The organism is Streptomyces sp. NPDC104381, from assembly GCF_055583745.1.
In genome coordinates, this window is record NZ_JBVJNK010000014.1 from 39,862 (window position 1) to 64,003 (window position 24,142).

General features: G+C 71.4%; 28 protein-coding genes and 1 pseudogene. 16 read left to right on the plus strand and 13 right to left on the minus strand.

Annotated elements, in window-relative coordinates; all coding sequences use genetic code 11:
* Positions 1–24 precede the first annotated feature (24 nt).
* Positions 25–783 carry a DUF3558 domain-containing protein gene (locus ACZ607_RS34375; RefSeq protein WP_469741717.1) on the minus strand — a complete coding sequence of 253 codons (759 nt, stop codon included), beginning with the start codon at positions 781–783 and terminating at the stop codon, positions 25–27.
* 195 nt (positions 784–978) lie between these two features.
* Complete coding sequence (locus ACZ607_RS34380) at positions 979–1,791, minus strand: DUF3558 domain-containing protein (RefSeq protein ID WP_469741719.1); 813 nt, start codon at positions 1,789–1,791, stop codon at positions 979–981.
* Between the two features lie 172 nt (positions 1,792–1,963).
* Here ACZ607_RS34380 and ACZ607_RS34385 point away from each other — a divergent pair, with 172 nt between their 5' ends.
* Positions 1,964–3,157 carry an RtcB family protein gene (locus tag ACZ607_RS34385; protein ID WP_469741721.1) on the plus strand — a complete coding sequence of 398 codons (1,194 nt, stop codon included), beginning with the start codon at positions 1,964–1,966 and terminating at the stop codon, positions 3,155–3,157.
* A gap of 42 nt (positions 3,158–3,199) precedes the next feature.
* On the opposite strand, the gene ACZ607_RS34390 is transcribed toward ACZ607_RS34385, so the two are convergent.
* Together ACZ607_RS34390 and ACZ607_RS34395 are read right to left on the minus strand one after the other, a co-directional pair.
* Complete coding sequence (locus ACZ607_RS34390) at positions 3,200–3,958, minus strand: SDR family NAD(P)-dependent oxidoreductase (protein ID WP_469741724.1); 759 nt, start codon at positions 3,956–3,958, stop codon at positions 3,200–3,202.
* Positions 3,959–4,062: 104 nt separating this feature from the next.
* On the minus strand, positions 4,063–4,398 hold the full coding sequence (locus ACZ607_RS34395) for a YnfA family protein (protein ID WP_099177679.1): 336 nt from the start codon (positions 4,396–4,398) through the stop codon (positions 4,063–4,065).
* Positions 4,399–4,548: 150 nt separating this feature from the next.
* On the opposite strand from ACZ607_RS34395, the gene ACZ607_RS34400 reads away from it, so the two are divergent.
* Positions 4,549–5,049 (plus strand): hypothetical protein, encoded by a 501-nt coding sequence (locus tag ACZ607_RS34400; RefSeq protein WP_469741727.1) that lies wholly within the window; start codon positions 4,549–4,551, stop codon positions 5,047–5,049.
* A gap of 30 nt (positions 5,050–5,079) precedes the next feature.
* On the opposite strand, the gene ACZ607_RS34405 is transcribed toward ACZ607_RS34400, so the two are convergent.
* Positions 5,080–5,829, minus strand: a complete 750-nt coding sequence (locus ACZ607_RS34405; RefSeq protein ID WP_469741729.1) for a Mut7-C RNAse domain-containing protein — start codon at positions 5,827–5,829, stop codon at positions 5,080–5,082.
* 66 nt (positions 5,830–5,895) lie between these two features.
* Entirely contained in the window at positions 5,896–6,732 is an 837-nt protein-coding gene (locus ACZ607_RS34410; RefSeq protein ID WP_469741732.1) for a DUF6597 domain-containing transcriptional factor, read from the minus strand.
* 82 nt (positions 6,733–6,814) lie between these two features.
* Between ACZ607_RS34410 and ACZ607_RS34415 the strand changes: the two genes are divergently transcribed.
* Positions 6,815–7,387 carry a TIGR03086 family metal-binding protein gene (locus ACZ607_RS34415; protein ID WP_469741735.1) on the plus strand — a complete coding sequence of 191 codons (573 nt, stop codon included), beginning with the start codon at positions 6,815–6,817 and terminating at the stop codon, positions 7,385–7,387.
* On the opposite strand, the gene ACZ607_RS34420 is transcribed toward ACZ607_RS34415, so the two are convergent.
* The gene (locus ACZ607_RS34420) at positions 7,320–7,631 is read right to left on the minus strand and encodes a hypothetical protein (protein WP_469741737.1); all 312 of its coding nucleotides are present in this window, start codon (positions 7,629–7,631) and stop codon (positions 7,320–7,322) included. The two genes, ACZ607_RS34415 and ACZ607_RS34420, sit on opposite strands and share 68 nt — an antisense overlap.
* Before the next feature lie 76 nt (positions 7,632–7,707).
* Between ACZ607_RS34420 and ACZ607_RS34425 the strand changes: the two genes are divergently transcribed.
* From ACZ607_RS34425 to ACZ607_RS34445, 5 genes and pseudogenes are all read left to right on the plus strand, one after another.
* Complete coding sequence (locus tag ACZ607_RS34425) at positions 7,708–7,854, plus strand: hypothetical protein (protein ID WP_469741739.1); 147 nt, start codon at positions 7,708–7,710, stop codon at positions 7,852–7,854.
* Positions 7,848–8,012: pseudogene (locus ACZ607_RS34430) on the plus strand (SulP family inorganic anion transporter); the annotation flags it as partial. The gene ACZ607_RS34425 and the pseudogene ACZ607_RS34430, both read left to right, overlap by 7 nt.
* 237 nt (positions 8,013–8,249) lie before the next feature.
* On the plus strand, positions 8,250–9,941 hold the full coding sequence (locus ACZ607_RS34435) for a SpoIIE family protein phosphatase (RefSeq protein ID WP_469741740.1): 1,692 nt from the start codon (positions 8,250–8,252) through the stop codon (positions 9,939–9,941).
* Positions 9,938–11,026 carry a cobalamin B12-binding domain-containing protein gene (locus ACZ607_RS34440; RefSeq protein ID WP_469741742.1) on the plus strand — a complete coding sequence of 363 codons (1,089 nt, stop codon included), beginning with the start codon at positions 9,938–9,940 and terminating at the stop codon, positions 11,024–11,026. Before ACZ607_RS34435 ends, ACZ607_RS34440 begins: the two co-directional genes overlap by 4 nt.
* The gene (locus ACZ607_RS34445; RefSeq protein WP_469741744.1) at positions 11,023–11,421 is read left to right on the plus strand and encodes an STAS domain-containing protein; all 399 of its coding nucleotides are present in this window, start codon (positions 11,023–11,025) and stop codon (positions 11,419–11,421) included. The genes ACZ607_RS34440 and ACZ607_RS34445 overlap by 4 nt, the downstream gene beginning before the upstream one ends.
* 7 nt (positions 11,422–11,428) lie before the next feature.
* Here ACZ607_RS34445 and ACZ607_RS34450 read toward each other — a convergent pair whose 3' ends face one another.
* From ACZ607_RS34450 to ACZ607_RS34460, 3 genes are all read right to left on the minus strand, one after another.
* Positions 11,429–11,902 (minus strand): ATP-binding protein, encoded by a 474-nt coding sequence (locus ACZ607_RS34450; protein WP_469741746.1) that lies wholly within the window; start codon positions 11,900–11,902, stop codon positions 11,429–11,431.
* Positions 11,903–12,014: 112 nt separating this feature from the next.
* Positions 12,015–12,368 carry an STAS domain-containing protein gene (locus ACZ607_RS34455; RefSeq protein WP_469741749.1) on the minus strand — a complete coding sequence of 118 codons (354 nt, stop codon included), beginning with the start codon at positions 12,366–12,368 and terminating at the stop codon, positions 12,015–12,017.
* A 70-nt stretch (positions 12,369–12,438) separates the two neighbouring features.
* The gene (locus tag ACZ607_RS34460) at positions 12,439–13,035 is read right to left on the minus strand and encodes a hypothetical protein (protein ID WP_099177687.1); all 597 of its coding nucleotides are present in this window, start codon (positions 13,033–13,035) and stop codon (positions 12,439–12,441) included.
* 291 nt (positions 13,036–13,326) lie between these two features.
* Here ACZ607_RS34460 and hemL point away from each other — a divergent pair, with 291 nt between their 5' ends.
* The 7 genes from hemL to ccsB all read left to right on the plus strand — a co-directional run bounded on the left by hemL (position 13,327) and on the right by ccsB (position 20,966).
* Positions 13,327–14,634, plus strand: coding sequence for a glutamate-1-semialdehyde 2,1-aminomutase (hemL, locus tag ACZ607_RS34465; protein ID WP_469741752.1), 1,308 nt, complete (start codon positions 13,327–13,329; stop codon positions 14,632–14,634).
* A complete protein-coding gene (locus ACZ607_RS34470; protein WP_469741754.1) occupies positions 14,631–15,320 on the plus strand; it encodes a histidine phosphatase family protein in 690 nt (229 codons plus the stop codon). The genes hemL and ACZ607_RS34470 overlap by 4 nt, the downstream gene beginning before the upstream one ends.
* A 171-nt stretch (positions 15,321–15,491) precedes the next feature.
* Positions 15,492–16,748, plus strand: coding sequence for a polysaccharide deacetylase family protein (locus ACZ607_RS34475; RefSeq protein WP_469741756.1), 1,257 nt, complete (start codon positions 15,492–15,494; stop codon positions 16,746–16,748).
* Positions 16,749–16,815: 67 nt separating this feature from the next.
* The gene (locus ACZ607_RS34480) at positions 16,816–17,418 is read left to right on the plus strand and encodes a TlpA family protein disulfide reductase (RefSeq protein WP_469741759.1); all 603 of its coding nucleotides are present in this window, start codon (positions 16,816–16,818) and stop codon (positions 17,416–17,418) included.
* On the plus strand, positions 17,415–18,188 hold the full coding sequence (locus ACZ607_RS34485; protein WP_469741763.1) for a cytochrome c biogenesis CcdA family protein: 774 nt from the start codon (positions 17,415–17,417) through the stop codon (positions 18,186–18,188). Before ACZ607_RS34480 ends, ACZ607_RS34485 begins: the two co-directional genes overlap by 4 nt.
* Positions 18,189–18,192: 4 nt before the next feature.
* A complete protein-coding gene (gene resB, locus ACZ607_RS34490) occupies positions 18,193–19,887 on the plus strand; it encodes a cytochrome c biogenesis protein ResB (RefSeq protein ID WP_469741765.1) in 1,695 nt (564 codons plus the stop codon).
* Positions 19,884–20,966: a c-type cytochrome biogenesis protein CcsB gene (gene ccsB, locus ACZ607_RS34495; protein ID WP_469741767.1), complete on the plus strand. Its 1,083-nt coding sequence runs from the start codon at positions 19,884–19,886 to the stop codon at positions 20,964–20,966. The genes resB and ccsB overlap by 4 nt, the downstream gene beginning before the upstream one ends.
* 66 nt (positions 20,967–21,032) lie before the next feature.
* Here the strand turns inward: ccsB and ACZ607_RS34500 are convergent, their stop codons facing one another.
* Positions 21,033–22,358, minus strand: a complete 1,326-nt coding sequence (locus tag ACZ607_RS34500) for an aldehyde dehydrogenase family protein (RefSeq protein WP_469741770.1) — start codon at positions 22,356–22,358, stop codon at positions 21,033–21,035.
* The gene (locus ACZ607_RS34505; protein WP_469741772.1) at positions 22,355–23,050 is read right to left on the minus strand and encodes a type 1 glutamine amidotransferase domain-containing protein; all 696 of its coding nucleotides are present in this window, start codon (positions 23,048–23,050) and stop codon (positions 22,355–22,357) included. The genes ACZ607_RS34500 and ACZ607_RS34505 overlap by 4 nt, the downstream gene beginning before the upstream one ends.
* A 175-nt stretch (positions 23,051–23,225) precedes the next feature.
* Here ACZ607_RS34505 and ACZ607_RS34510 point away from each other — a divergent pair, with 175 nt between their 5' ends.
* Positions 23,226–23,666: a MarR family winged helix-turn-helix transcriptional regulator gene (locus ACZ607_RS34510; protein ID WP_469741774.1), complete on the plus strand. Its 441-nt coding sequence runs from the start codon at positions 23,226–23,228 to the stop codon at positions 23,664–23,666.
* Between the two features lie 18 nt (positions 23,667–23,684).
* Here the strand turns inward: ACZ607_RS34510 and ACZ607_RS34515 are convergent, their stop codons facing one another.
* Complete coding sequence (locus tag ACZ607_RS34515) at positions 23,685–24,122, minus strand: PLD nuclease N-terminal domain-containing protein (RefSeq protein ID WP_469741776.1); 438 nt, start codon at positions 24,120–24,122, stop codon at positions 23,685–23,687.
* Positions 24,123–24,142 lie beyond the last annotated feature (20 nt).

The window sequence follows — 24,142 nt, forward strand, 5'->3', positions numbered from 1 at the left end:
GTTGACGCTCCTGCCGGGCTCAGGTCACGACTTGGCCGAGGCCTTTGCCGAGGGGGAGGCCGAGGACTTCCCCGCGTCGGCGTCATCGGCGCCGACCGCGGCGACGGCCTCCTTGGCGGCCTTCCCGGCGTCCTCGAGGATGTCGGCGGCGGAGGGCGTCTTGGCGCCCGCGAAGCCGGCCCCGTTGTAGGTGACGCTGACGACGACGTTCCCCGTACGGGCCACGATCGTCGCGTACTCGAACTTCTCCTTCGACTTGGTCAGGCCGTACGTGATGGCCGTGGCCTGCTCACCGAGCGCGTCGACGGGCTTGGCCGCGGGCTTCTCGGCGCCCTCGGTGGCCTGCGCCTTGGAGACCTGCTTGGTGTACTCGTCCGTCGCGCGCTTGGCACCGCTGCCCAGGGACTGGTCCGAGTCGAAGCGGGTGAAGCCGACGTCGAGCCAGCGGTACTGCGAGCCCTTCACGCCGTTGTCGTCCAGGCCGTTCCAGGAGCAGCCGCCGCGGCTGGTGGTGTCGCTGGACTTGCCCGGGGTGCCGCCCTTGGTCTTGGTCTTGGGGACCAGGTCCTCGATGGTCTTCCTGGCGATCGACGTGCAGGCGTCGGGCAGCTCGGTGAACTTCGCGGGCTCGACGGCCGGCTCCGACTTCTGCGCGCTCGGCGAGGTCGAGGAGTCCGAGGCCTTCGCGTCGCCGGAGTCCGACGAGCAGCCGGCGACGACGAGCATCACCGGAACGGCGGCGCAGGCGAGTATGCGGGAGAGTCGCGGGGCTGATCGGTGCATGGTTCCTTCACTCGGACGGCACGGCGGTCTCGGTCGTGCGGGTGGTCGGGCGGTTCGTCGGGTGGTTCGTCGGGCGGTACGTCGATCCGTACGTGGGTCGGGGGCCACGGTACGACGGACGGCGCCCGGATGCCGCCTCCGGCCGGAGGCCCGAAACCGCTCGGGGAGCTCCGGCCGGAGGCCGCCGGGGCCTGGTCAGTCGCTGAGGGCCTCGTCCAGTTTCCGCGCCAGGGCCTGGGCCTTCTCCTGCAGTTCCCTGCTGTCGGGAACCTCGGTCACACGGGCCGGCTGCTCGGTGTAATGGACGGTCACGATGACGTTCGATGTGCGGAACACCACGCTCACGGTGCGATGCTGTGCGGTGGAACCTGCCCGGGTGAGCGCATCGTCCAGAAATGCGGCATCCCCGAGCTCGTCCAGCAGGCGCGGCCGGAGGTCCGCGTCGGGGTCGGCGGCGGTGGTGCTGCCGGACGGGTCGGCGGAGGCCGACGGGGAGGATATGCCGCTCGGCGACCCGGACGGGGTGCGGCTGCCCGACGCCGACGGGGAGGCCGATTCGCTGGGGGTGACACCGGCCGAGGTCGGAAGGGCGGCTGCCTCCTCCTTCTTGGCGTACACCTCCCGGGCGCGGTCGTCGTCGCTCACCGCGGGGTCGTACGACACGACGCGCTCGAAGTCGATGGACAGGTTCCGGGAGGCGTCCGGGGCGTCCGACTTCCAGCGGCAGCCGACCTTGCGGTCGGTGTCGTAGGTGACGGTGGCCGTGCCCTCGTACACCTTGTCCTGCTGCTCCTCGGGCAGGTCGGCGGCGCCCGGCAGCAGGTCCTTGAGCGTGGAGCGCGGTACGGCGCGGCACGATTCGGGCAGCGTCCGGTACTTCCCGGGAGGCGCGGCCGAGACCGTCGGGCTGCCGGGCTTGCTGTCGGCGGCGGGGTCGTCGGCGTCGGAGCCGGCGCTGCAGCCGGCGACGAGCGCCACGAGAAGCGCGACGCCGGGTACGTACGCCATGTGTCGCACGGTCCCAGGCTCCCTTCGGTACGAAAACGGGTTGCCGCTCGATGGCGGCCGGTGGACACAATGTGTATCGCACGCGCCGCTGTGAATGCCGGTCGGCCGACCTGTATGCCGACCTCGGCACCGGTTTTGCGCTTTCAGTCTTTTTCGGGGGAATCGAGGAGTTATGTCGTATGTAGAGGTGCCTGGTGCGCAGGTTCCCATCCGTATGTGGGCGGATCCGGCGTCGGTCGAGGACGTCGCGATGCAGCAGCTGCGGAACGTGTCCACGCTGCCCTGGATCAAGGGGCTCGCGGTCATGCCGGACGTCCACTTCGGCAAGGGCGCGACGGTCGGCTCGGTGATCGCGATGCACGGCGCGGTCTGCCCGGCCGCGGTGGGCGTGGACATCGGCTGCGGGATGTCGGCGGTGAAGACGTCGCTGACGGCCAACGACCTGCCGGGAGACCTCTCGCGACTCCGGTCGAAGATCGAGCAGGCCATCCCGGTGGGCCGGGGGATGCACGACGACACGGTCGATCCGGGCAGGCTCCACGGCTTCCCGACCAGTGGCTGGGACGACTTCTGGTCGCGGTTCGACGGGATCGCCGAGGCGGTCAAATTCCGTCAGGAACGCGCCACGAAGCAGATGGGAACGCTCGGCTCGGGCAACCACTTCATCGAGTTCTGTCTCGACGAGGCCGGGTCGGTGTGGCTGATGCTGCACTCCGGCTCCCGGAACATCGGCAAGGAGCTCGCCGACTTCCACATCGGGCAGGCCCAGAAGCTCCCGCACAACCAGGGCCTCGTCGACCGTGACCTGGCGGTCTTCGTCGCCGACACCCCGCAGATGGCGGCGTACCGCAACGACCTGTTCTGGGCGCAGGAGTACGCCAAGTACAACCGCTCGATCATGATGGGCCTCTTCCAGGACGTGGTCCGGAAGGAGTTCAAGAAGGCCAGGGTCACGTTCGAGCCGGTCATCTCCTGTCACCACAACTACGTGGCGGAGGAGCGGTACGACGGCATGGACCTGCTGGTCACCCGGAAGGGCGCGATCCGCGCGGGCTCGGGGGAGTTCGGGATCATCCCGGGCTCCATGGGGACCGGCTCGTACATCGTGAAGGGCCTCGGTAACGCGAAGTCGTTCAACTCCGCCTCGCACGGGGCCGGACGTCGGATGAGCAGGAACGCGGCCAAGCGGAAGTTCTCCACCCAGGACCTGGAGGACCAGACGCGGGGCGTGGAGTGCCGTAAGGACTCCGGTGTGGTCGACGAGATCCCGGCGGCGTACAAGCCGATCGAGCAGGTCATCGACCAGCAGCGGGACCTCGTCGAGGTCGTCGCGAAGCTCAAGCAGGTCGTCTGCGTGAAGGGCTGAGACGGGGCCGGCCGTGCGCCGGCCCCGTCCGCGCCCGGACGCTCAGGTGGTGCGGTGGACCTTCGAGTTGGAGGCCTGGGCGCGGGGGCGGACCACCAGCAGGTCGATGTTGACGTGGCTGGGGCGGGTGACCGCCCAGGTGATCGTGTCGGCCACGTCGTCGGCGGTGAGCGGGGCGTCGACGCCCGCGTAGACCTTGGCGGCCTTCTCCGTGTCGCCGCGGAAGCGGGTCGTGGCGAACTCCTCGGTCTTCACCATGCCGGGCGCGACCTCGATGACCCGGACCGGGGTGCCGACGATCTCCAGCCGGAGCGTCTCCGCCAGCACGTGCTCGCCGTGCTTGGCCGCGACGTAACCGCCACCGCCCTCGTACGTGGAGAGGCCGGCCGTCGAGGAGAGGATCACGACGGTGCCGTCCCCGCTCGCGGTGAGGGCGGGGAGCAGGGCCTGGGTGACGTTGAGCGTGCCGATGACGTTGGTCTCGTACATCCGGCGCCAGTCGTCGGGGTCTCCCGTGGCCACCGGGTCGGCGCCCAGCGCCCCTCCGGCGTTGTTGACCAGCACGGCCAGGGACCGGAACGCGGTGGCGAACTCGTCGACCGCCGCGCGGTCGGTGACGTCCAGGGCGTAGGCCGTCGCCTGGTGACCCGCCTCGGTGAGCTCGGCGGCCAGGGCCTCGATGCGGTCCTTGCGGCGCGCGGTGAGCACCACGCGGTGTCCGGCGGCGGCCAGCTGCCTGGCGGTCGCGGCGCCGATGCCGCTGCTCGCGCCGGTGATGACGGCGATGGGGGTGGCGGCCATGCGAACTCCTCGGGCAGCTGATCGGTACGTGGCCAGGATAGGCGGGCGGCCCGGAGGCACCCTCCAGTGGTTCCGGACGCACCTGCGGCGGCCCGGAGGCACCCTCAGTGGTTACGGGGGGCGTACATGATCAGCGCCATGCCCGCCAGGCAGATCAGCGCGCCGGTCACGTCCCAGCGGTCCGGGCGGTAGCCGTCGGCGACCATGCCCCAGGCGATCGAACCGGCGACGAACACCCCGCCGTACGCCGCGAGGATGCGGCCGAAGTCACCGTCCGGCTGGAGCGTGGCCACGAAGCCGTACGCCCCGAGGGCGATGACGCCCGCCCCGATCCAGATCCAGCCGCGGTGCTCGCGCACGCCCTGCCAGACGAGCCAGGCACCCCCGATCTCGAAGAGGGCGGCCACGACGAAGAGGGCGACGGAACGGGCGACGAGCATGGGGCCAGGGTGTCACGCCGGGGCGCGGCGGCCGCCGGCCGGATCCGCCGGGGCGCCGGTGGACGGCGCGGGTGGGCCGTGCGGGTGGGGAAGCACGGCGAACCGGTCCGTACGCAGGGGTGATTGGCGGATCATCGGTATGTTCGCCGGATGCGAGTGACGAGTGCAGCAGTGCTGAGGGTGCCCGCCGTGACGGCGATGGTGGCGGCTGTGGTGCTGGGCCCTGGGCTGTCCGCCGTGGCCGAGCCCGCGCCCCGGGGGATCGCCCCGGAGGCGGACGTGTCCCACCACGGCCGCGTCTCCCTCCAGGACGAGCGGCTCGGGGTCCAGGTGCGGACCGGGAACCGGGGGCCGTCGCCGCTCACCGACGCGACCGTACGGCTGCGCTTCTCCGTCCCGCTCGCGGCCTGGCAACGGCTGCCCCAGGGCTGTCTGCGCGCCGACAGCCGGACGGTGCTGTGCGGGACCGGGCCGCTCCGGGTGGCCGGGGCGGCGAGGCGCACGGCCCTCGGGCTGCGCCTCACGGGCCGGCCGGCGGAGGTCGTGGTGCGGGTGGACACCGTCTGGAACGGCGGCGCGAGCGACCGGAACCGGCGGAACGACACGCATGAGGTGCTGGCCCTGTCCACGGGCGACGCCTACGCCTTCTGAGTCCTCAGGCCCCTGAGGCCCCGGGCTCCCTCAGGCGGTCGGCGTCGGGTTCCCCGCCCCGCCGAACTCGCGTACGGCGTCCGCCACGATGGCCTCCAGACGCGCGTGGTGCGCACCCCGCCAGTACACCCGGCCGCAGTCGGCGCACTGCGCGAACACGTCGTAGGACGCCTGCGTGCCCTGCTCCAGCCGGCCGCTCACCGACTCCTTGTCCGCCTTCGCGAGCTGCCCGTTGCAGGCGGTGCAGCGGGTCCACGGCGCGAGTACGGGAGCGAAGCGGCCCAGGACGTCGCGGAGCTGCTCCTCGGGCCGGTCGCTGTAGACGTACGCCCCCGCCCAGATCTCCCTGCGCCGGAGCAGCCCCCGGTCCCGGGAGAGCATGACGCGCCGCTGCTCGGCGGAGAGCGCGGCGAGCGCCGGGTCGCCGATGTCCTCGCTCTCGTACGCGGCGTCCACGCCCAGCAGTCGCAACCGGCGGGCGAGCGTGCCCAGATGGACGTCGAGCAGGAAGCGCAGCGGAGCGCCCGGGACCTGCTGGGGGCGCCGCACCGCCCGCACCTCGACCAGTTCGCCCGCGCCGGGGATGTGGGACACGGGCACGGGGCGGCCGTCGACGAGGAGCTGCCCGGCCTCGGTGAGCGGGACGCCGAGCGACTCCACGACGTGCCCGAGGGTCGACGAGCCGTCCGTGGTGACGGCGGTGCGTCCGCGGCGGCGGTCGTGGGCGACGAAGAGCCGCAGTTCCGGGGCTACTTCGAGGGAGATCTCGGGTCCGTTCACCCGGTCAGGATGCCACTGTGCGCGGTGCGGCGGCGAGAGGTTTCCGGCCGGCCGGCCGGTGGCGTGTCAGCGCTGTGCGAAGGCCGTCGGCGGGACCCCCACCGTGGCCGCGAAGTCCCTGGCCAGGTGCGCCTGGTCGCTGTAGCCGAGGTCGGCGGCCAGCGCCGCCCAGTCGGGTTCCGGGTCCTGCTCGGCGCGTTGCAGCGCCTCGTGGATGCGGTGGCGCAGGATGACCCACTTCGGCCCGACCCCGACACAGGTGGAGAACAGCCGCTGGAGCGAGCGGACGGACAGGCCCGCGGCGCGGGCGAGGGCGTCGACCCGCAGCAGCGAGCGGTCCGTGCGTACGAGCTCGGCGAGCCGTGTCGCGAGTTCCGCCTGCGGGTCCGGCGGGGGGAGGAGGGGCAGCAGGAAGGCGTCCAGCGCGGCGACCCTGGCGTCCTCGTCGGCCGGACCGAGCACCGCCCGCGCCGCTGTGGAGGCGCGGGGCAGCTCACCGGGGACGGCCAGTGCCTCGTCGGCGGGGACCCTGCGCCCGGTCCACTCCGACACGGGCCGGTGCGGGGCGAACGGCCGGAAGGCGCCGGGCCGGAACTTCACGCCGCAGACCCGTCCCCTGCCCTCCAGACGCCGGCTGAAGAGGCCCTGCACGATGCCGTAGACCTCGGCGGAATCGGCCGGCTCCGCCTCGCCGCCCGGCTCGTTCCGCTGGAAGACCAGGTGGACGCTCGGATGCGGCACCACGTGCGAGGTGTACGGCTCGGGGAGGTCCCAGTCGATCAGCCAGTAGTGCTCCAGATGGGGACGGAGCGCCGGGGCGGGATCACGCAGACGCAGCTGTACGCGGGTGAACAGTTCGGGGGCGTCGACGATGCCCCGCGTCTCCCGTCGGGGTCCGGCCATGGGGGGATCCTAGGACGCCCGCCCGCCGTGCTGTCGCGTTTCTTCAAGACGCCGTGCCGTGTCCTGGCGCATGGTCGGAGACATGAAGACGATCAGTGAACTCCTCCAGGAAGCGGGCGCGCGGGCGGTCCCCGTCGTGCGGGGCATCGACGACGACCGGCTGGGCGGCACCACCCCGTGCGACGAGTACGACGTACGGGCCCTGCTGAACCACCTCTTCCTCGTCATCGACAACTTCCGGATCCTGGCGGCCAAGGGCACCCCCGACTTCAGCGGGACCGACGACGTCGTCACCGGGGACTGGCGCGGCCGGTTCGAGGACGCGGCGGCGCTGCTGGTCAAGGCCTGGGCCGAGCCGGGCGCGGAGGAGGGGGAGGCCGGGGGCATGGCGATGCCGGCCAGGACGGTGGGGCTCATGGTGCTGGGCGACCTCACCGTGCACGCCTGGGACCTGGCGCGGGCGACGGGCCAGGACTTCGAGCCGGACGCGGCGGTCCTGGCGGAGCTGGAGCCGGGGCTTGCGGCGCTGGCCCCGCAGGCGCGGGAGATGAAGGTGTTCGGCGAGCCGTTCCCGGTGCCCGCCGGGGCTACGGCCTTCGAGCGGGTGCTGGCCGTGACGGGCCGGGATCCCGGCTGGAGTCCGTCCGGCAGCTGACGACGGGCGCGGGCGCGGCCGGGTACGGGGCGGCCGGGTCGGTGTAGAGCCCGCCGAGCGCGGCGTACGCGCGGTCGACGACGGACTCGGCCAGGGCCAGGGTGTCGCGTGCCGCGAGACGGGCCGCCCGGCGGGTGTACGGCGATGCCGGGCGCCGGCGCTGCCGCCGGCAGTCGCAGACGGCGTACACCCCGCTCGCGATGACCACGGCCGGGACGGACAGGGCCAGCAGCAGATCGTCCATGCGGGGGGCCTCCTCGGGGGTCGTGCTCCTTGCATCGGCAGACCCCGCGGCGCGGCTGGAGATCATTCTTCGGCCAATGAATGGCCGAAGGGTGCCCTGCGGCTCCGCACCCCGCCGGGAGCGCTCACGCGTCCGGCTGCCCGCCCCGGACTCCGTCGCCCCCGGGACCCTCAGGCGGATGCCCGCCGGGGAGATCGTGGTGATGGTGATCACGGCGACCTGACGGCGGCGCACATCTGGGACACCCCGGCGGTCGCGACGCCGGACGCCATCACCACGAAGTACGAACAGCGCGGGAAGAGCGTGGAGATCACCGGCCTCGACGAGCGCAGCGCCGACCTGCACGGTTCCCTCAGCGGCAGGCTCGCCGGGAGCGGCTGAGCCGGTGCGGACGCGGTGACCCGCACGGCTTCGCCCGGGCGGTCTCCGAGGGGCCGTGAGAAGTGTGTGCCTCCCGTGAAGCTCCTCGGTACGGACGGTGTGCGCGCCGCCGCGCGCCCCGGCCCGCGCAGGGGGGTGGGTTGCCAGCAGCTCCTCCGCTGGGCAATGGTTGCCGCTGGGAAAGTGAATTCATCCAGTCGGAAGGTGGTGCGATTCGCCGCAGGCGGGTCCCCCCTCATGGCACCTCTGAAGGAACCCATCGATACGAGAACGCAGCACGATCCGGTGTCCGGCACCGGCCTGTGGGGCCGGGCCCCGTACGCCGGGCTCGTCGTCGACACGGCCGGAACGGTCGTCGACCTCAACCCGGCGGCCGAGGCGCTCCTCGGGGGCGCGCCTCGGGGCGCCCCGCTGACGGAGGCGGCGCCGGCCTGGCTGGCCCACGCCCATCGGGAGGTGACCGGTCCCGCCCGCCCGACGGCCGACGACGATCCGGCCCCGGGCCCGCGCCCCTCCGCCTTCCACGGGCGGATCGGTGCGCGGAGCTTCGAGGCGCACCCGGCCCCCAACCACGACGGCGACACGGTGTGGTGGCTGCACGACATCACCGACCGGCGGCTCGCAGAGGACGAACTGGCCGTGGAGCGCGCGCGGACCACCTTCCTGGCCGAGGCGTCGAACGTGCTCCTGGCCTCCTTGAACACCGACCGCTGCATGCGGGTCACCGCCCAGCTCGCCTCCCGCCACCTCGCCGAGGCCGCCGTGGTCGTCGGGCCCGCCGTGGGGCGGAAGCTGTCCCTGGCGTACGCGGTCGAGGGCCGGGCGGCGGTCACCGGCACGGTGACGGCGGACCCGGAGGAGGTGCCCGGCCTCAGCGAGGCACTCCAGGGCTTCCCGCCCGTACCCTCCCGGTGGATCGATCCCGCCTCACTGCCCGCGTGGCTCCTCCCGGAGGACTTCACCGGCACCGTCGGGTCGGCCGTCGTCACACCCCTGCCGGGGCACGGGGTCCCGGCCGGTGTCCTGGTCCTGCTGCGCGGCACGGAGGCCACCGGGTTCGACGAGAGCGAAGAGGTCTTCGCCCGGCTGTTCGCCGCGCGGGCCGGCGCCGCCCTGTCCGCCGCGAGGCTGTACGCGGAGCAGAGCGACATCACGCGCACCCTGATGCGCGATCTGCTGCCGCCCGAGCTGAGCCGGGTGCACGGCGTCGAGTTCGCCGGCGGCTACCGGCCCTCCGCCGACCGGGACCGGGTGGGCGGCGACTTCTACGACGTACACCCCGGCAGCACGCCCGACGACGCGTCGCTGGCGGTCCTCGGCGACGTGTGCGGCAAGGGCCTGGACGCGGCCGTGCTCACTGGCAAGATCCGCAACACGCTCCAGGCGCTCACGCCGATGGCCGGCGACCACGAACAGATGCTGCGGCTCCTCAACGGGGCGCTCCTCAACTCGCACCACACCCGTTTCGCGACCCTGGTGCTGGCCTCGGTCCGGCGCGAGGAGAACCGGGTGCGGCTCCGCCTCACGTCGGCGGGCCACCCCGCCCCGCTGGTGATCCGCAACGACGGCCGGGTGGAGGAGATCGAGACCCGGGGCACCCTGGTCGGCGCCCTGCCCCAGATCGAGGCCGGCACCGTGGAGACCGACCTCCTGCCGGGCGAGACGTGTCTGCTCTACACCGACGGGGTGACCGAGGCGCGCGGTGGGCCCCTCGGCGACGAACTCTTCGGCGAGGAGCGGTTGAGACGGGCCCTGGCCGAGTGCGGGGGCATGCCGGGCACGGCCGTGGTCGAGCGCATCCAGGTGCTCGCGTCCCAGTGGCTGCACGACGGCCGGCACGACGACATGGCGCTCGTCGCGATCACCGCCCCGATGACCACCCATCTCAGCGCGGTGGACGGCCACACCCGGGGCAGGTACACGGGATGAGCACTCACACGCTTGCCGCGCCCGGGACGGACGGCCTTCAGGACCGGTTGTGGGCCGCGGTGACCGACCGGGACGAACACGCCGCCGCCGCGGTGGTCCTCACCGCGCTGGACGACGGGATCGACGCGGAGAGCGTGCTCCTGGACGTCATCGCCCCCGTACAGGCGAGGGTCGGCACCGAATGGGCCGCCAACCGCATCGGCGTGGCCCAGGAACACGCGGCGAGCGCCATCGCCGAGCGGGTCATCGCCGCGCTCGCCCACCGCCCGGCCGTGCGCACCGCACCGAGGCTCGGCCGGGTCACCGTGGCGTGTGTGGACCAGGAATGGCACGTACTGCCGGCCCGGCTGCTGGCCGAGGTCCTCACGCTGCGCGGCTGGCAGGTCGACTTCCTCGGCGCCCAGGTGCCCACGCCCCATCTCATCGGGCATCTGCACAGCAACGGCGCCGACGTGGTCGCGCTGTCGTCCTCCCTCCCCACCAGGCTGCCCACCGCGCACGCGGCGATCACCGCCTGCCAGGCCGTGGGGGTGCCCGTGCTGGCGGGCGGGGCGGCGTTCGGGGCCGACGGGCGGCACGCACTCCGGCTGGGCGCCGACGCCTGGGAGCCGGACGCGCGCGCCGCGGCACGCCGGATCGCGGCCGGCATCGCGGGCCCGGCCGCCGGGCGGCAGCAGATCGACGATCTGCCGCACCTCGGGGACCAGGAGTACACCCTCGTCGTACGCAGCAGGCCGCAGCTCGTGCGGGAGGTGATGGCGCAGCTGGAGACCCGCTTCCCCGCGGCGGCCGCCTACACGGAGCAGCAGCGCGAGCACACGGCGCAGGACATCGCCCATGTCGTGGACCACCTGGGTGTGGCCCTCTACATGGACGACGACGAGCTCTTCACCGGCTTCCTGGCGTGGACCGCGGGGATCCTGGAGGCCCGGCGGGTCCCGGCGGCGTCCCTGGGGCCGGTCCTGGACGTCCTGGGCGCGGAGCTCAAGGACTTCCCCCGGTCCACCCGGCTGCTCGGCCGGGCCCGCACCGTCCTGGACACCTTCCTGGTGACCGCCGGCCACAACCCCGGAGCCCTCGGATGACCGAACGTCCCCGTCCGCCGTTCACCGTGGAGGTCGAGACCGGCCCGGGCGCCGTACGGCTGCGTCTCGTCGGCGACCTGGACTTCGACACGAGCGACCTGCTCGTGGAACGGGCGCGGGCCTGCCTCGCCGCCGGCCCCGGACCGCAGGACCTGTTCCTCGACTGTTCCGGGCTGCGGCTGTGCGACTCGATGGGCGTCTCCAGCCTCCTGCTGATCCACCGCGGTACGTCGGCCCGTGGTGTGGCACTGCACCTGGAGAACCCGCCCGCCTTCCTCCGCAGGATGCTGGACGTCACCGGGACGGCGCGGCTCTTCGTCCTCGACGGGGCCGGGGCCGGGGCCGGCCGGGAGACCGGGCAGGGCGAGGGCACACCACCCGCCCCGTCCGGCTGACGCCCGCTCAGCCGAGGGCGATCAGCACGACGATGTGCTTGCCGTCGGGGACGTACGTGATGGACACCCGCTTCGCCAGGCGGCGCACCAGGGGCCAGCCGTAGCCGCCGATCGGGGCCGCGGCCGGATCGCGTTCCGCCGTGACCGGTGGCCGGGTGCTGGCGTCGCTGACGGTCAGGAGCAGGCCTTCGTCGGTGATCTCCGTCGTGAATCCGGTGAGCCCGCCCCCGTGCCGGACGGCGTTGGTGACCAGCTCCGACGTCACCAGCAGCGCGTCTGCCACCACGAGTGGGGCCGGCTCTTCCCCGCCCGCCCCGCCGAACCGTTCCCGCAGGATCCGGACGACGGCGTCGCGAGCGGCGGCCGCGTTCCGCGGCAGGCCGGGCGCGGGACCCGTGCTCCCGGCCGCGCGGGCCGTACGTACCGGCTTCTCCGGAGCAGGCGGGCCGACGGCCACATCCGGCCCTTCGGCCCGATGCATGCCGTCCTCCAGCATTTCTCGTTCCCCGTTCATTACCTTCTGCGCCTGCCCGGACGGCCTCCGGTCACACTCCCCGGCGGGGGACCGGCCTGCGGACGTCCCGCGCGGGCGCTCAGCATGTCAGTGCCGCGTCCACCGTCTCGGCGAACGTGAAGGCTCCGCCGGTGCCCGAGACCTCGAAGAGCCGGCGCACGCCCGTCCCGAGCGGCCCGGCCAGGACCAGCGGCACCCCGGCCGCGGCATGGCGGTGCTGTGCGTTCAGCAAGGTGTGGAGCGCCGTGGAGTCCGCGAACTCCAGCCCGGAGAGATCGGCCACGGTCAGCCGTCCCCCGCTCCCGGCCGCCTCGTCCAGTGCCTCGGCCAGCCCGGAGGGGCCCGACCAGCCGTCCAGGTCTCCCCGGACACGGATCAGGACGACACCGTCGTCCAGGGCTTCCACGACCACGCGCAGTTCTTCCGCCGTCATGGGTCACATGGTCCTACACCGGAGGAGAGGGGTGACACGCGGACCGGCGGCTCCGCCCGGCGGACGCTCCTCAGGGCCACACCAGGCAGTACGCCTGGTGGCCCGCGTCGTGCAGCCGGTGCGAGAAGTCCTGCCACTCGTGGAGCAGCTGGTAGACGTTGAAGGCGTCGCGCGGGCCGCCGCGGTCGGGGACCGTGGACCAGATGAAGGCCGCCGCGCCGACCGATTCCTCGCCGACGTCCCGCAGCGGGTCGACCACGGTCATCGGCAGCTTGACCACCGCGTAGTCGGGGTGGAGCACGACGAGCTCCAGCGGGGGGACCTTGTTCAGGGGTATGCCCTGTATGCCGGTGAGGACCATGGCCGCCACCGTCTCGGGCTTGATCTTGCTGAACATGCCGCCCATGCCCAGCTCGTCGCCGCCGAGCTCCTCGGGGCGCATGGAGATGGGCACACGTGCGGCGGTGGCCCCGTCAGGGGCACCGAAGTACTTGTAGGTCACCCCCACCCTTCCACTGCTCCTGCTCCCCGAACCGTCGACGCCGCCCGCCTGGGCCTCCCGCACACGCTCGGCCTCGCGCTCGGCCTTGCGCCGGTGCCGCCCTCGCCGGGCAGGCTCGGGCCCCAGGTCGTCGGTCCCTTCGCCCACTCCGCCACCGCGATGCATATCTCATCCACCCGACTACTTCTTAGGAGACACAGCCCCGCCGCGCAACCCGATCATCGTCAGTGACCTCCCCCACGGGCGTGCGGTGAAACACCTGTCCGCAAGACCGTCGACGCCTCTGACACCATGGCATGTGTGAGCTTTCCCTATGACGACTCAGTTTCGCACCCTCGAGGAGACTGACGCCCTTTCGTTGTACGAGCCTCATACGGGGAGAGCGCGCTCCCTGCTCACCGGCGGCCGGGAATTCCGGTCAGGCCGCCGAACTCCGAATCGCAGATCAGGACCAAAGTGGCGTATTCATACCAAGCCCCAGTTTCGCAGTCGCTGTTCGACCGGGCGTCCGTCGTGACGCCCGGCGGCGTGAACTCTCCCGTGCGTGCCTTCCGGGCCGTGGGCGGTACGCCCCGGTTCATGGTGTCCGGTACGGGTCCGTACCTCACCGACGCCGACGGCCGTGAGTACGTCGATCTCGTGTGTTCGTGGGGGCCGATGATCCTCGGCCACGCGCACCCCGAGGTCACCGCGGCCGTCCAGGACGCGGTGGCCCGGGGGACCTCCTTCGGTACGCCGGGCGAGGGGGAGGTCGCGCTCGCCGAGGAGATCGTGGCCCGGATCGAGCCGGTTGAGCAGGTGCGGCTGGTGTCGTCCGGCACCGAGGCGACCATGTCCGCGATCCGGCTCGCCCGCGGATTCACCGGGCGCGCGAAGGTCGTGAAGTTCGCCGGGTGCTACCACGGCCACGTCGACGCGCTGCTGGCCGCGGCCGGCTCCGGGGTCGCCACCTTCGGTCTGCCCGACACGCCCGGTGTGACCGGCGCCCAGGCCGGCGACACGATCGTGCTGCCGTACAACGACCTGGAGGCCGTGCGCGCCGCGTTCGCCGCGCAGCCCGGGGAGATCGCCTGCGTGATCACCGAGGCGTCGCCGGGCAACATGGGCGTCGTCCCGCCGTCGGACGGCTTCAACGCCGGGCTGAAGGAGATCTGCGCGGCCAACGGCGCGCTGTACATCTCCGACGAGGTGATGACCGGCTTCCGTACGTCCAAGGCCGGCTGGTACGGCATCGACGGGGTGCGGCCCGACCTGATGACCTTCGGCAAGGTCATGGGCGGCGGCTTCCCGGCCGCGGCCTTCGGAGGCCGTGCCGACGTGATGGCGCACCTGGCCCCCGCCGGCCCCGTCTACCAGGCGGGCACCCTCTCCGGGAACCCGGTCGCCACCGCCGCCGGCCTCGCCCAGCTGCGGCTGCTGGACGACGCGGCGTACGCCAAGGTCGACGCGGTCTCGGCGGAGCTGCGCGCCCTGGTCGGCGAGGCGCTCACCAAGGAGGGCGTCGCGCACACCGTGTCGGCGGCGAGCAACATGTTCTCCGTCTTCTTCACCGACGAGCCCGTCCGTGACTACGAGGACGCGAAGAAGCAGGAGGCCTTCCGCTTCACCGCGTTCTTCCACTCGATGCTGGAGCAGGGCGTGTACCTGCCGCCCTCCGCCTTCGAGTCCTGGTTCGTCTCCACCTCCCACGACGCGCGGGCGATCGAGCGGGTCGCCGCCGCGCTGCCCGCCGCCGCCCGTGCCGCATCGGAGGCCACCGCATGAGCGAGAACAGCGCGAAGGACATCACCGTCGTCCACCTGATGCGCCACGGTGAGGTGCACAACCCGGACGGCGTGCTCTACGGGCGCCGGGCCGGCTACAGCCTCTCCGACCTCGGCCGCCGGATGGCCGACCGGGTGGCCGAGCACCTGGAGAAGCGCGACATCACGTACGTCGTGGCCTCCCCGCTGGAGCGCGCCCAGGAGACCGCCACGCCGATCGCCAAGTCGCACAGCGTGGATCTGGCCACCGACGGACGCCTCATCGAGGCCGCCAACGTCTTCGAGGGCAAGACCTTCGGGGTCGGCGACGGCGCGCTGCGCAAGCCCGAGAACTGGAAGCACCTGACCAACCCCTTCAAGCCGTCCTGGGGTGAGCCGTACATCGAGCAGGTCGTACGGATGATGGGCGCCCTGGACGCGGCGCGCGACGCCGCCCGGGGCCACGAGGCGGTCTGCGTCAGCCACCAGCTGCCGATCTGGATCGTGCGGAGCTTCGTGGAGCGGCGCAGGCTGTGGCACGACCCGCGCAAGCGGCAGTGCACCCTGGCCTCGCTGACGACCTTCACGTACCAGGGCGACGAGATCGTGTCCGTCGGGTACACCGAGCCCGCCAGGGACCTGGTGCCGGCGCACCTCCTCGCGGGGGCGAAGCCGGTGAAGGGGAAGTCCAAGGCGTTCGGGGCGTAGCCGCCCCGGGCCCGCGGGCCCGCCGTTCTGTGCGCCGTGTGCAGCACCTGTAAGGGTGTGTTCACGTAACAACTTTTGTGATTATCAGTGGAACCGTCGTGTTGGTTTCCTCATCTAAGCCATCGCCAGTTTGTATGGCCTTGAGGTAATACGACCGCAGATGGGGACGCTATGCGTGAAATCAACCGAAGGGGCCTGCTCGGGGCCGGCCTCGGAGCCGCAGCCGCACTGTCGATGACCGGCTGCGGCTCTCTCGGCTCTTCGGACAGTGGCAAGCCGGATCCCGAGAAGGGCGCCAAGGGCGGCAAAGGGACGCACGGGAATGGCGGAGGCCCTCCCAAGAAACAGGTCAGGCTGATCGGTGACGGTTCCACGGCCGACACCGGAAAGCAGCCGAATCAGCCCGCCGCCCCCGTTCCGCTCGAACCCGGCCAGACACCGCCGCAGTTCGTGATCTTCTCGTGGGACGGGGCGGGCGAGGTCGGCAACGGGCTCTTCCCGCGCTTTCTCGAACTCGCCGAGGAACACGACGCGGCGATGACCTTCTTCCTCTCCGGGCTCTATGTGCTGCCCGAGTCGAAGAAGTCCCTCTACCGCCCGCCCAACAACCCCCGGGGCGCCTCCGACATCGGCTATCTCTCGGACGACCACGTCAAGCAGACCCTGAAGTACGTCCGTCAGGCCTGGCTGGACGGGCACGAGATCGGCACCCATTTCAACGGCCATTTCTGCGGCGGTTCCGGATCGGTCGGCAACTGGACCCCCGCGCAATGGCAGAGCGAGATCGACCAGGCGGTGTCGTTCGTCACCGAATGGCGGACCAACACCGGGTGGAACGATCTCGAACCGCTGCCCTTCGACTACCGGAAGGAACTGGTCGGGGGCCGTACGCCCTGTCTGCTCGGCCAGGACAACCTCCTGCCCACCGCGAAGCAGCTGGGCTGGCGTTACGACGCGAGCTCACCCGGCGGCACCCAGATGTGGCCCGAGAAGCGCCAGGGCGTCTGGGACCTTCCGCTCCAGGGCATTCCGTTCCCCGGCCACACCTTCGAAGTCCTCTCCATGGACTACAACATCCTCGCCAACCAGTCGAAGAATTCGACCAACGGCATGCCGTCGCGCTATCCGGGGTGGCGCACCCAGGCCACCGACGCGTATATCGCCGGATTCGACCGCGCCTACGGGACGAACCGCGCGCCGTTCTATATCGGCAACCACTTCGAGGAGTGGAACGGCGGCATCTACATGGACGCCGTCGAGGAAGCGCTCAAGCACATCGCGGGGAAGCCGGATGTGCGCCTCGTCTCCTTCCGGCAGTTCGTCGACTGGCTCGACGTACAGGACCCGGCGGTGCTCACCAAGCTCCGTTCGCTCCAGGTGGGACAGGCCCCGGAGGGCGGTTGGAACGCCTTCTTTAAACAGGCCTGACAAGGGGCTTTACGGGCACCGAGGGGGGTGCCCAAGATCCCCGGAACTGCCATGCGAAACTTTTCACATGAGCTCTGGCCGTGCACCCCGACGCTGCTCCGCCCTGCTGGCCGCCACCGCCGTGGCCGGTGTCCTGATCCTGTCCGCGTGCGGTGGCGGCACCAAGGCCGGCGGCGGCGGCAACACCAACTTCGTCACCGGCAGCGGGGGCATCTCCACCGTCGACAGGGCCGACCGCACGGATGCTCCGAAGCTCGACGGCACCACCCTGGACGGCAAGGACCTCTCCGTCGCCGACTACAAGGGCAAGGTCGTCGTCCTGAACTTCTGGGGCTCCTGGTGCGGCCCCTGCCGCGCCGAGGCCAAGCACTTCGAGAAGGTGGCGAAGGCGACCGAGGCCCAGGGCGTCCAGTTCGTCGGCGTCAACACCCGGGACCCCCAGAAGTCCCTCGCGCTCAGCTTCGAGAAGGACTTCGGGGTCACCTACCCGAGCATCTACGACCCGACCGGGAAGCTGCTCCTGCGCTTCCCCAAGGGCACGCTGAATCCCCAGGCCATCCCGTCGACCGTGGTCATCGACCGGGACGGGAAGCTCGCCGCACGCTCGCTCGCCGCGCTCGACGCGGAGAAGCTGCGGAAGATGATCGACCCGTTGGCCGCGGAGAAGTGACTCCGGTGCTCGAACTGGCCGCGATCACCGGCGGAAACGAGACGGTCTTCAGCGGGGCGCTCGTCGTGGCGCTGCCCATCGCCCTGCTCGGCGGTCTCGTCTCCTTCTTCTCGCCGTGCGTCCTGCCGCTGGTGCCCGGCTACCTCAGCTACGTCACCGGCGTCAGCGGCGCCGACCTGGCCGAGCGGCGGCGCGGCAGGACCGTCGCCGGAGCCTCCCTCTTCGTGCTCGGCTTCACCGTGGTGTTCGTCTCCGGGGGCGCCCTCTTCGGCTTCTTCGGCCAGACGCTCCAGGAGTACAGCGGGACGCTCTCCAAGGTCCTCGGCATCCTGATGATCCTCATGGGGATCTTCTTCATGGGCCTCATGCCCTGGATGACGCAGCGCGAGTTCCGGATCCACAAGCGGCCGGTGACCGGGCTGGTCGGAGCGCCCGTGCTCGGTGCCCTCTTCGGGATCGGCTGGACGCCGTGCCTCGGCCCGACGCTCGCCTCCGTCAACGCGCTGGCGTTCGAGCAGGCCACGGCCGGCCGGGGGGCGGTGCTCTCCGTCGCGTACTGTCTCGGACTCGGCGTCCCCTTCGTCCTGGCGGCCATCGCCTTCCGCCGGGCGCTCGGCGCCTTCGGCTGGGTCAAGCGCCACTACGCATGGGTCATGCGGATCGGCGGCGGCATGATGATCGTGACCGGGGTACTCCTGCTGACGGGCGCGTGGGACCTGCTCATCCAGGAGATGCAGACCTGGTCAAACGGCTTCACTGTGGGGATCTGAGTCCATGAGCAACACGAACACCACGGACGAGCGCGACCTCGGCCGGGCCGGGGACCAGCTCTCCACCGCCCCGCGCGAGGAGTCCGCCTCCTCCGTACCGGCGATGGGCGCCATCGCCTGGGCCCGCTGGTTCTGGCGGCAGCTCACCTCGATGCGGGTCGCGCTGATCCTGCTCTTCCTGCTGTCGCTCGGCGCGATCCCCGGCTCACTGATCCCACAGAACAGCGTGGACGAACTGAAGGTGCAGACCTTCAAGGAGGCCCACACCACCGTCACGCCTCTCTACGAGAAGCTCCAGTTCTTCGACGTCTACAGCTCGGTGTGGTTCTCCGCGATCTACATCCTGCTGTTCGTCTCGCTGATCGGCTGCATCGTCCCGCGTACCGGCCAGTTCATCGGCCAGCTGCGCGGCCGCCCGCCCGGCGCCCCCAAGAAGCTGACCCGGCTGCCCGCGTACACCACCTGGCGCACCGACGCCGAGCCCGAGCAGGTCCGTGAGGCCGCGCTCGCCCTCCTGCGCAAGCGGCGCTTCCGCTCGCACACGGCCGGTGACGCGGTGGCCGCCGAGAAGGGCTATCTGCGCGAGACCGGCAACCTGCTGTTCCACATCGCGCTGATCGTCATGCTCGTCGCGTTCGCCGGCGGACAGCTCTTCAAGTCCGAGGGCGGCAAGCTGATCGTCGAGGGCGACGGCTTCGCCAACACGATCACCCAGTACGACGACTTCAAGTCCGGCTCGCTCTTCGACAACGACGACCTCACCCCCTTCAGCTTCGACCTGAAGGACTTCGTCGGCACGTACGAGCGCAGCGGCCCCCAGCGCGGCACGCCCCGGACCTACGAGGCCAGGGTCACGTACTCCGAGGGCGCCGACGGCGAGGAGAAGCAGAAGGTCATCGAGGTCAACAAGCCGCTCGTCGTCGACGGGACGAAGGTCTACCTCAACGCCCACGGCTACGCCCCGGTGATCTCGGTCAAGGACGGCAGCGGCAAGGAGGTCTACAAGAGCGCCGTGCCCCTGCTGCCCATCGACAACAACGTCACCTCGACCGGTGCCGTGAAGGTGATGGACGGCTACAAGGACAAGAACGGTGTGAAGACCCAGCTGGGCTTCCAGGCCTTCTTCGTCCCCACGTTCGCCGGTGCCGGCCAGGGCACGATGTTCTCGCAGTACCCCGGCCTCGACTACCCGGTCCTCGCGCTCAACGGCTACCACGGCAGCCTGGGCGTCGACTCCGGGCTGCCGCAGAACGTGTACCAGCTCGACACGTCCAAGATGAAGGAATTCAAGGACAGCAACGGGGACCAGCTGAAGAAGCGGCTGCGCCCCGGCGAGAGCATGAAGCTCCCCGACGGCGCGGGCTCCGTCACCTTCGAGGGCGTCGAGGAATGGGCCAGCTTCCAGATCTCGCGCCAGCCCGCCAGCGGCTGGGCGCTCACCGGAGCCGTCGCCGCCATCATCGGGCTCGCCGGATCGCTCTTCATCCAGCGCCGCCGCGTGTGGGTGCGGGCCGTGCGGGGAGCGGACGGCGTCACCGTCGTCGAGATGGCGGGCCTGGGACGGAGCGAGTCCGCGAAGCTGCCCGAGGAGCTGGGTGATCTCGCGGTCGCACTCCACACCGTGGCACCCACCGCGCCCGATCCCGAATCCGTGACCGAACCACCTTCCGAAGAACCTGCCGAAGGGGCTGAGAAGTGAATCTCGCCGCCGCAACCAACGAGAACCTGGCACATACCAGCAATGTGCTGATCTATTCGTCGATGGCCGTCTACACCCTGGCCTTCTTCGCGCACATCGCCGAGTGGGTCTTCGGCAGCCGCAGCAAGGTCGGCCGCACGGCCGCCGCGCTGAAGCAGGACATGGCGGCCGCCAGTTCCGCGGTGAAGGTGCAGGTCGCGCAGCAGGGCGGCACCGCCGTGCTGGACCGTCCCAGGATCGTCACGCGCTCCGCCGCCGGGACCCGTGACGTCCCGGACGGTCCCGGGGCGGCGGGCGGCACCTTCAAGGGCGACCTGTGGGGGCGTATCGCCGTCTCCCTGACCGTCGTCGCCTTCGCCGTCCAGGCGGGCGGCGTCGTCGCGCGCGCCCTGTCGGTGCAGCGGGCCCCCTGGGGCAACATGTACGAGTTCTCGATCACCTTCTCCACGGTGGCCGTCGGCGCGTACCTCATCCTGCTGGCCCTGCGGAAGAAGGTCCGCTGGATCGGTCTGCTGCTGGTGACCACGGTCCTGCTGGACCTCGGCATCGCCACGACCACGCTGTACACCGACAGCGACCAGCTGGTGCCCGCGCTCCACTCCTACTGGCTGTGGATCCACGTCTCCACCGCCATCATCTGCGGCGCCGTCTTCTACCTCGGCGCCGTCGGCACGCTGCTCTACCTCTTCCGCGACAGCTACGAGAACAAGATCGCGAACGGCGGCACGCCCGGGAAGTTCGCCTCCTCCGTCCTGGAGCGGCTGCCGGCCGCCAAGAGCCTGGACACCTTCTCGTACCGCATCAACGCCGCGGTCTTCCCGCTGTGGACGTTCACGATCATCGCGGGCGCGATCTGGGCGGGCGACGCCTGGGGCCGCTACTGGGGCTGGGACCCCAAGGAGGTCTGGTCCTTCATCACGTGGGTCGCGTACGCCGCCTACCTGCACGCCCGCGCGACGGCCGGCTGGAAGGGACGCAAGGCCGCCTACCTGGCGCTCGTCGCCTTCGGCTGCTGGCTGTTCAACTACTACGGCGTGAACATCTTCGTCACCGGCAAGCACTCCTACGCCGGGGTCTGACCGGTACGCACACGGACGACGGGAGGGCGCGACCGCAGCGGTCGCGCCCTCCCGTCGTCCGTACGGTCAGCCCAGCGGGGTGTCCAGGACCGCCTTGCGGTGGCTGAACGTCTCCAGGGAGTACCGGCCGTGGTAGTTGCCCATGCCGCTCTCGCCGACCCCGCCGAACGGCAGGTCGGAGACGGTCAGATGGGCCAGCGGAAGGCCCATCCCGACCCCGCCGGACGAGGTCTCGGCCAGCAGCCGTTCCCGTACGCCGGGGGACTCCGTGAACGCGTACAGGGCCAGGGGCTTGTCCCGGTCGTTGATGAACCCGATGGCCTCGTCGAGGCCGTCCACGGTGAGGACCGGCAGCACCGGGCCGAAGATCTCCTCGCGCATCACGGGGGAGTCCGGGGCGACATCGGCCAGCACGGTCGGGGCGATGTACTTCGTGTCCCGGTCGTGGGCGCCGCCCGTCACCGTACGGCCGGAGTCCAGGAGGCCCACCAGCCGGTCGAAGTGGCGCTCGTTGACGATCCGGCCGTACTCCGGCGACTGCGAGGCGTCCGGGCCGAACCGCTCCTCGACCGCCGCGGCGAGCGCGTCCACGAGGGCGGGCGCGGTCTCCGGGTCGGTCAGGACGTAGTCGGGCGCCACGCACGTCTGGCCCGTGTTGAGGAACTTCCCCGAGACCAGCCGGGCGGCCACCGTCCCCAGATCCGTGCCGCGGTCGACGAACGCGGGTGACTTGCCGCCCAGTTCGAGCGTCACCGGGGTGAGGTGCTTCGCCGCGGCGGCCATCACGATGCGGCCGACCGTGCCGTTGCCCGTGTAGAAGATGTGGTCGAAGCGCTCGGCGAGCAGCGCGGTGGTCTCCGGGACCGCGCCCTCCACCACGGTGAGCGTGTCGGTGTCCAGGTACTCCGGCAGCAGCCGGGCCAGGGCGGCGGAGGTGGCGGGCGCCAGCTCGCTGGGCTTGGCGACGACGGTGTTGCCCGCCGCCAGCGCCCCCGCGACCGGTGCGAGCAGCAGCTGCACCGGGTAGTTCCAGGGCGCGATGACCAGGACGACGCCGAGCGGGTCCTGCACGGTGTGGGCGGTCGCCCCGGCGAGGACGGCCGGTACGGGGGCGGGCTCGGGCTCCAGCCAGCCGGCCAGGCGCTCCAGGGTGTGGTCGATCTCGCGGACCGTGAAGTCGATCTCGGTCCGGTAGGCCTCCTTGCGGCTCTTGCCCAGGTCGGCGTGGAGGGCCTCGGCCAGAGCGTCACCGCGCTCGGTGAGCAGGGCGCGGAGCCGGGTCAGCTGTTCCGTGCGCCAGCCGAGGTCCCTGGTCCGGCCGGTGCGGAAGGCCGTGCGGAGCCGGGCGACGACCTCGGCCGGGGTTTCCCGCACGGTCGCGGGGGCGCTCACAGGGCGGCCACGATCTCGCGGGCCAGCTGCTCGGAGGAGGCGGGGTTCTGGCCGGTGTGCAGGGTGCGGTCGTGCACGGTGTGCACCGCCCAGGGGTCGGCGGCGGTGTAGTCGGCGCCGAGCTCGACGAGGCGGTTCTCCAGCAGCCAGGGCGCCTTGGCGGCCAGCCCGGCCTGGGTCTCCTCGGCGTTGCTGAAGCCGGTCATGCGGTACCCGGCGAACGGCCAGCTGCCGTCCTCGCGGCGGGCGGCCAGCAGGGCGGCGGGGGCGTGGCACAGCACGGCGACATGGGTGCCGGAGTCCAGGGCCGAGGTGAGCAGCCGCCCGGACGCCTCGTCGACGGCCAGGTCCTCCATGGGCCCGTGGCCGCCGGGGTAGAAGACGACGTCGTACGAGGTGGGGACCACGTCCTCCAGCCGGGCGGGGATGCGGAGCGTCTCGTCGATGGCGGCGAGGTAGGAGGCCACGGCGTCGGCCTGCTCCTGGCCCCCGTTGCTCTCGGCGGTGAGGCTCACGCTGTCCACGGTGGGGGCGACCCCGCCGGGGGTGGCGACGGTGATGTCGAAGCCCGCCTGCGCGAAGACACGGTGCGGGGCGGCCAGTTCCTCGGCCCAGAAGCCGGTGGGGTGGGTGGTGCCGTCGTTGAGGGTCCAGTGGTCGGCACCGGTGAGAACGAAGAGTACGGAGGGCATGGGGGGTGCTCCCTACGAGACGCGAGACGTAAGACGCGTGGAACTGAAGCTTGATATGCTCAAGCAATACCCTTCATGTAACGGGTCAAAGTTGAGCATGTCAAATGAATGCGGATGCGTGGCGGACAGGGTCCGGGCCTCCGGACCGCGCGTACCGATCGAAGGATGACCGACCATGACGACGGAACCGGCACCCCGCGCCGTCCCTACTCCGGACGAACTGCTGGAACCCCTCGCAGTCGTCGTCCGTGGCCACCACGACGACCTCACGGCCGTCGCGGGCCGCCACGGTCTCAGCACGTCGCAGGCCCGGGCGCTGATCGCCCTCAATGAACCCATGCCCATGAGCGCGCTCGCCAGTCATCTGGTGTGCGACGCGTCCAACGCGACCGGGCTCATCGGCCGCATGGAGACCCGTGGCCTGGTGACACGCACCCCGGCGCCCGGTGACCGCCGCTCCAAGGTGGCCGCCCGCACGGCGGAGGGCACCGAGCTGGCGCACCGGATCCGCGCGGAGATGCGCGTGGTGCACGGCGCGCTGGAGGCCCTCACCCCCGAGGAGCGCACCGCTCTGCTGCCCCTGCTCGAACGGCTGGGGCGCCTGCTGTCCTCATGAGGTCACGAGGTCACGAGGTCATGAGCCGGCGGGCGGAGTGGTGTCCTCGGGGCCCGCACCGCTCTCCCGGCGCTTGATCTCCTCCTCGCGGCGGCGCAGGTCCGCCTCCCAGTCCGCGAGGTGGGCCTCGTCCCGTGTGTGCGCGTCCCGCGTGCTCCCGTCCTTCTTCTCGCTGTCCTTCAGCGAGTTCAGGAAGTCAGGGTTGTCGTCGGGCGCCACCCAGGTGCCTCGGCGGCCGCGGTGCCACTCCGAGGACGCCCCGCCGCCGGCGGACGCGTGGCGCACCTTGCCCGCGGCCAGCCAGACGATCGGCCCGACGATCCAGAACAGCAGGATGATGAAGACCCAGGCGATCTTGGGCAGGTGCTTCGCCTCGTCCTCCGGGGTGTTCAGGCAGTCGATGAACGCGAAGATCGTCAGCGCCAGCGGCAGGATGTAGATCAGGGCCCTGAGCATCGTGGAGATCCCCCGAGGTG

Bases quoted from the DNA above. Each gene is read 5' to 3' on its own strand.
- ACZ607_RS34375 (WP_469741717.1), bottom strand. From the start codon at position 783: ATGCACCGATCAGCCCCGCGACTCTCCCGCATACTCGCCTGCGCCGCC.
- ACZ607_RS34380 (WP_469741719.1), bottom strand. From the start codon at position 1,791: ATGGCGTACGTACCCGGCGTCGCGCTTCTCGTGGCGCTCGTCGCCGGC.
- ACZ607_RS34385 (WP_469741721.1), top strand. From the start codon at position 1,964: ATGTCGTATGTAGAGGTGCCTGGTGCGCAGGTTCCCATCCGTATGTGG.
- ACZ607_RS34390 (WP_469741724.1), bottom strand. From the start codon at position 3,958: ATGGCCGCCACCCCCATCGCCGTCATCACCGGCGCGAGCAGCGGCATC.
- ACZ607_RS34395 (WP_099177679.1), bottom strand. From the start codon at position 4,398: ATGCTCGTCGCCCGTTCCGTCGCCCTCTTCGTCGTGGCCGCCCTCTTC.
- ACZ607_RS34400 (WP_469741727.1), top strand. From the start codon at position 4,549: ATGCGAGTGACGAGTGCAGCAGTGCTGAGGGTGCCCGCCGTGACGGCG.
- ACZ607_RS34410 (WP_469741732.1), bottom strand. From the start codon at position 6,732: ATGGCCGGACCCCGACGGGAGACGCGGGGCATCGTCGACGCCCCCGAA.
- ACZ607_RS34415 (WP_469741735.1), top strand. From the start codon at position 6,815: ATGAAGACGATCAGTGAACTCCTCCAGGAAGCGGGCGCGCGGGCGGTC.
- ACZ607_RS34420 (WP_469741737.1), bottom strand. From the start codon at position 7,631: ATGGACGATCTGCTGCTGGCCCTGTCCGTCCCGGCCGTGGTCATCGCG.
- ACZ607_RS34425 (WP_469741739.1), top strand. From the start codon at position 7,708: ATGAATGGCCGAAGGGTGCCCTGCGGCTCCGCACCCCGCCGGGAGCGC.
- ACZ607_RS34435 (WP_469741740.1), top strand. From the start codon at position 8,250: ATGGCACCTCTGAAGGAACCCATCGATACGAGAACGCAGCACGATCCG.
- ACZ607_RS34440 (WP_469741742.1), top strand. From the start codon at position 9,938: ATGAGCACTCACACGCTTGCCGCGCCCGGGACGGACGGCCTTCAGGAC.
- ACZ607_RS34445 (WP_469741744.1), top strand. From the start codon at position 11,023: ATGACCGAACGTCCCCGTCCGCCGTTCACCGTGGAGGTCGAGACCGGC.
- ACZ607_RS34450 (WP_469741746.1), bottom strand. From the start codon at position 11,902: ATGCATCGGGCCGAAGGGCCGGATGTGGCCGTCGGCCCGCCTGCTCCG.
- ACZ607_RS34455 (WP_469741749.1), bottom strand. From the start codon at position 12,368: ATGACGGCGGAAGAACTGCGCGTGGTCGTGGAAGCCCTGGACGACGGT.
- ACZ607_RS34460 (WP_099177687.1), bottom strand. From the start codon at position 13,035: ATGCATCGCGGTGGCGGAGTGGGCGAAGGGACCGACGACCTGGGGCCC.
- ACZ607_RS34470 (WP_469741754.1), top strand. From the start codon at position 14,631: ATGAGCGAGAACAGCGCGAAGGACATCACCGTCGTCCACCTGATGCGC.
- ACZ607_RS34475 (WP_469741756.1), top strand. From the start codon at position 15,492: ATGCGTGAAATCAACCGAAGGGGCCTGCTCGGGGCCGGCCTCGGAGCC.
- ACZ607_RS34480 (WP_469741759.1), top strand. From the start codon at position 16,816: ATGAGCTCTGGCCGTGCACCCCGACGCTGCTCCGCCCTGCTGGCCGCC.
- resB (WP_469741765.1), top strand. From the start codon at position 18,193: ATGAGCAACACGAACACCACGGACGAGCGCGACCTCGGCCGGGCCGGG.
- ACZ607_RS34505 (WP_469741772.1), bottom strand. From the start codon at position 23,050: ATGCCCTCCGTACTCTTCGTTCTCACCGGTGCCGACCACTGGACCCTC.
- ACZ607_RS34510 (WP_469741774.1), top strand. From the start codon at position 23,226: ATGACGACGGAACCGGCACCCCGCGCCGTCCCTACTCCGGACGAACTG.
- ACZ607_RS34515 (WP_469741776.1), bottom strand. From the start codon at position 24,122: ATGCTCAGGGCCCTGATCTACATCCTGCCGCTGGCGCTGACGATCTTC.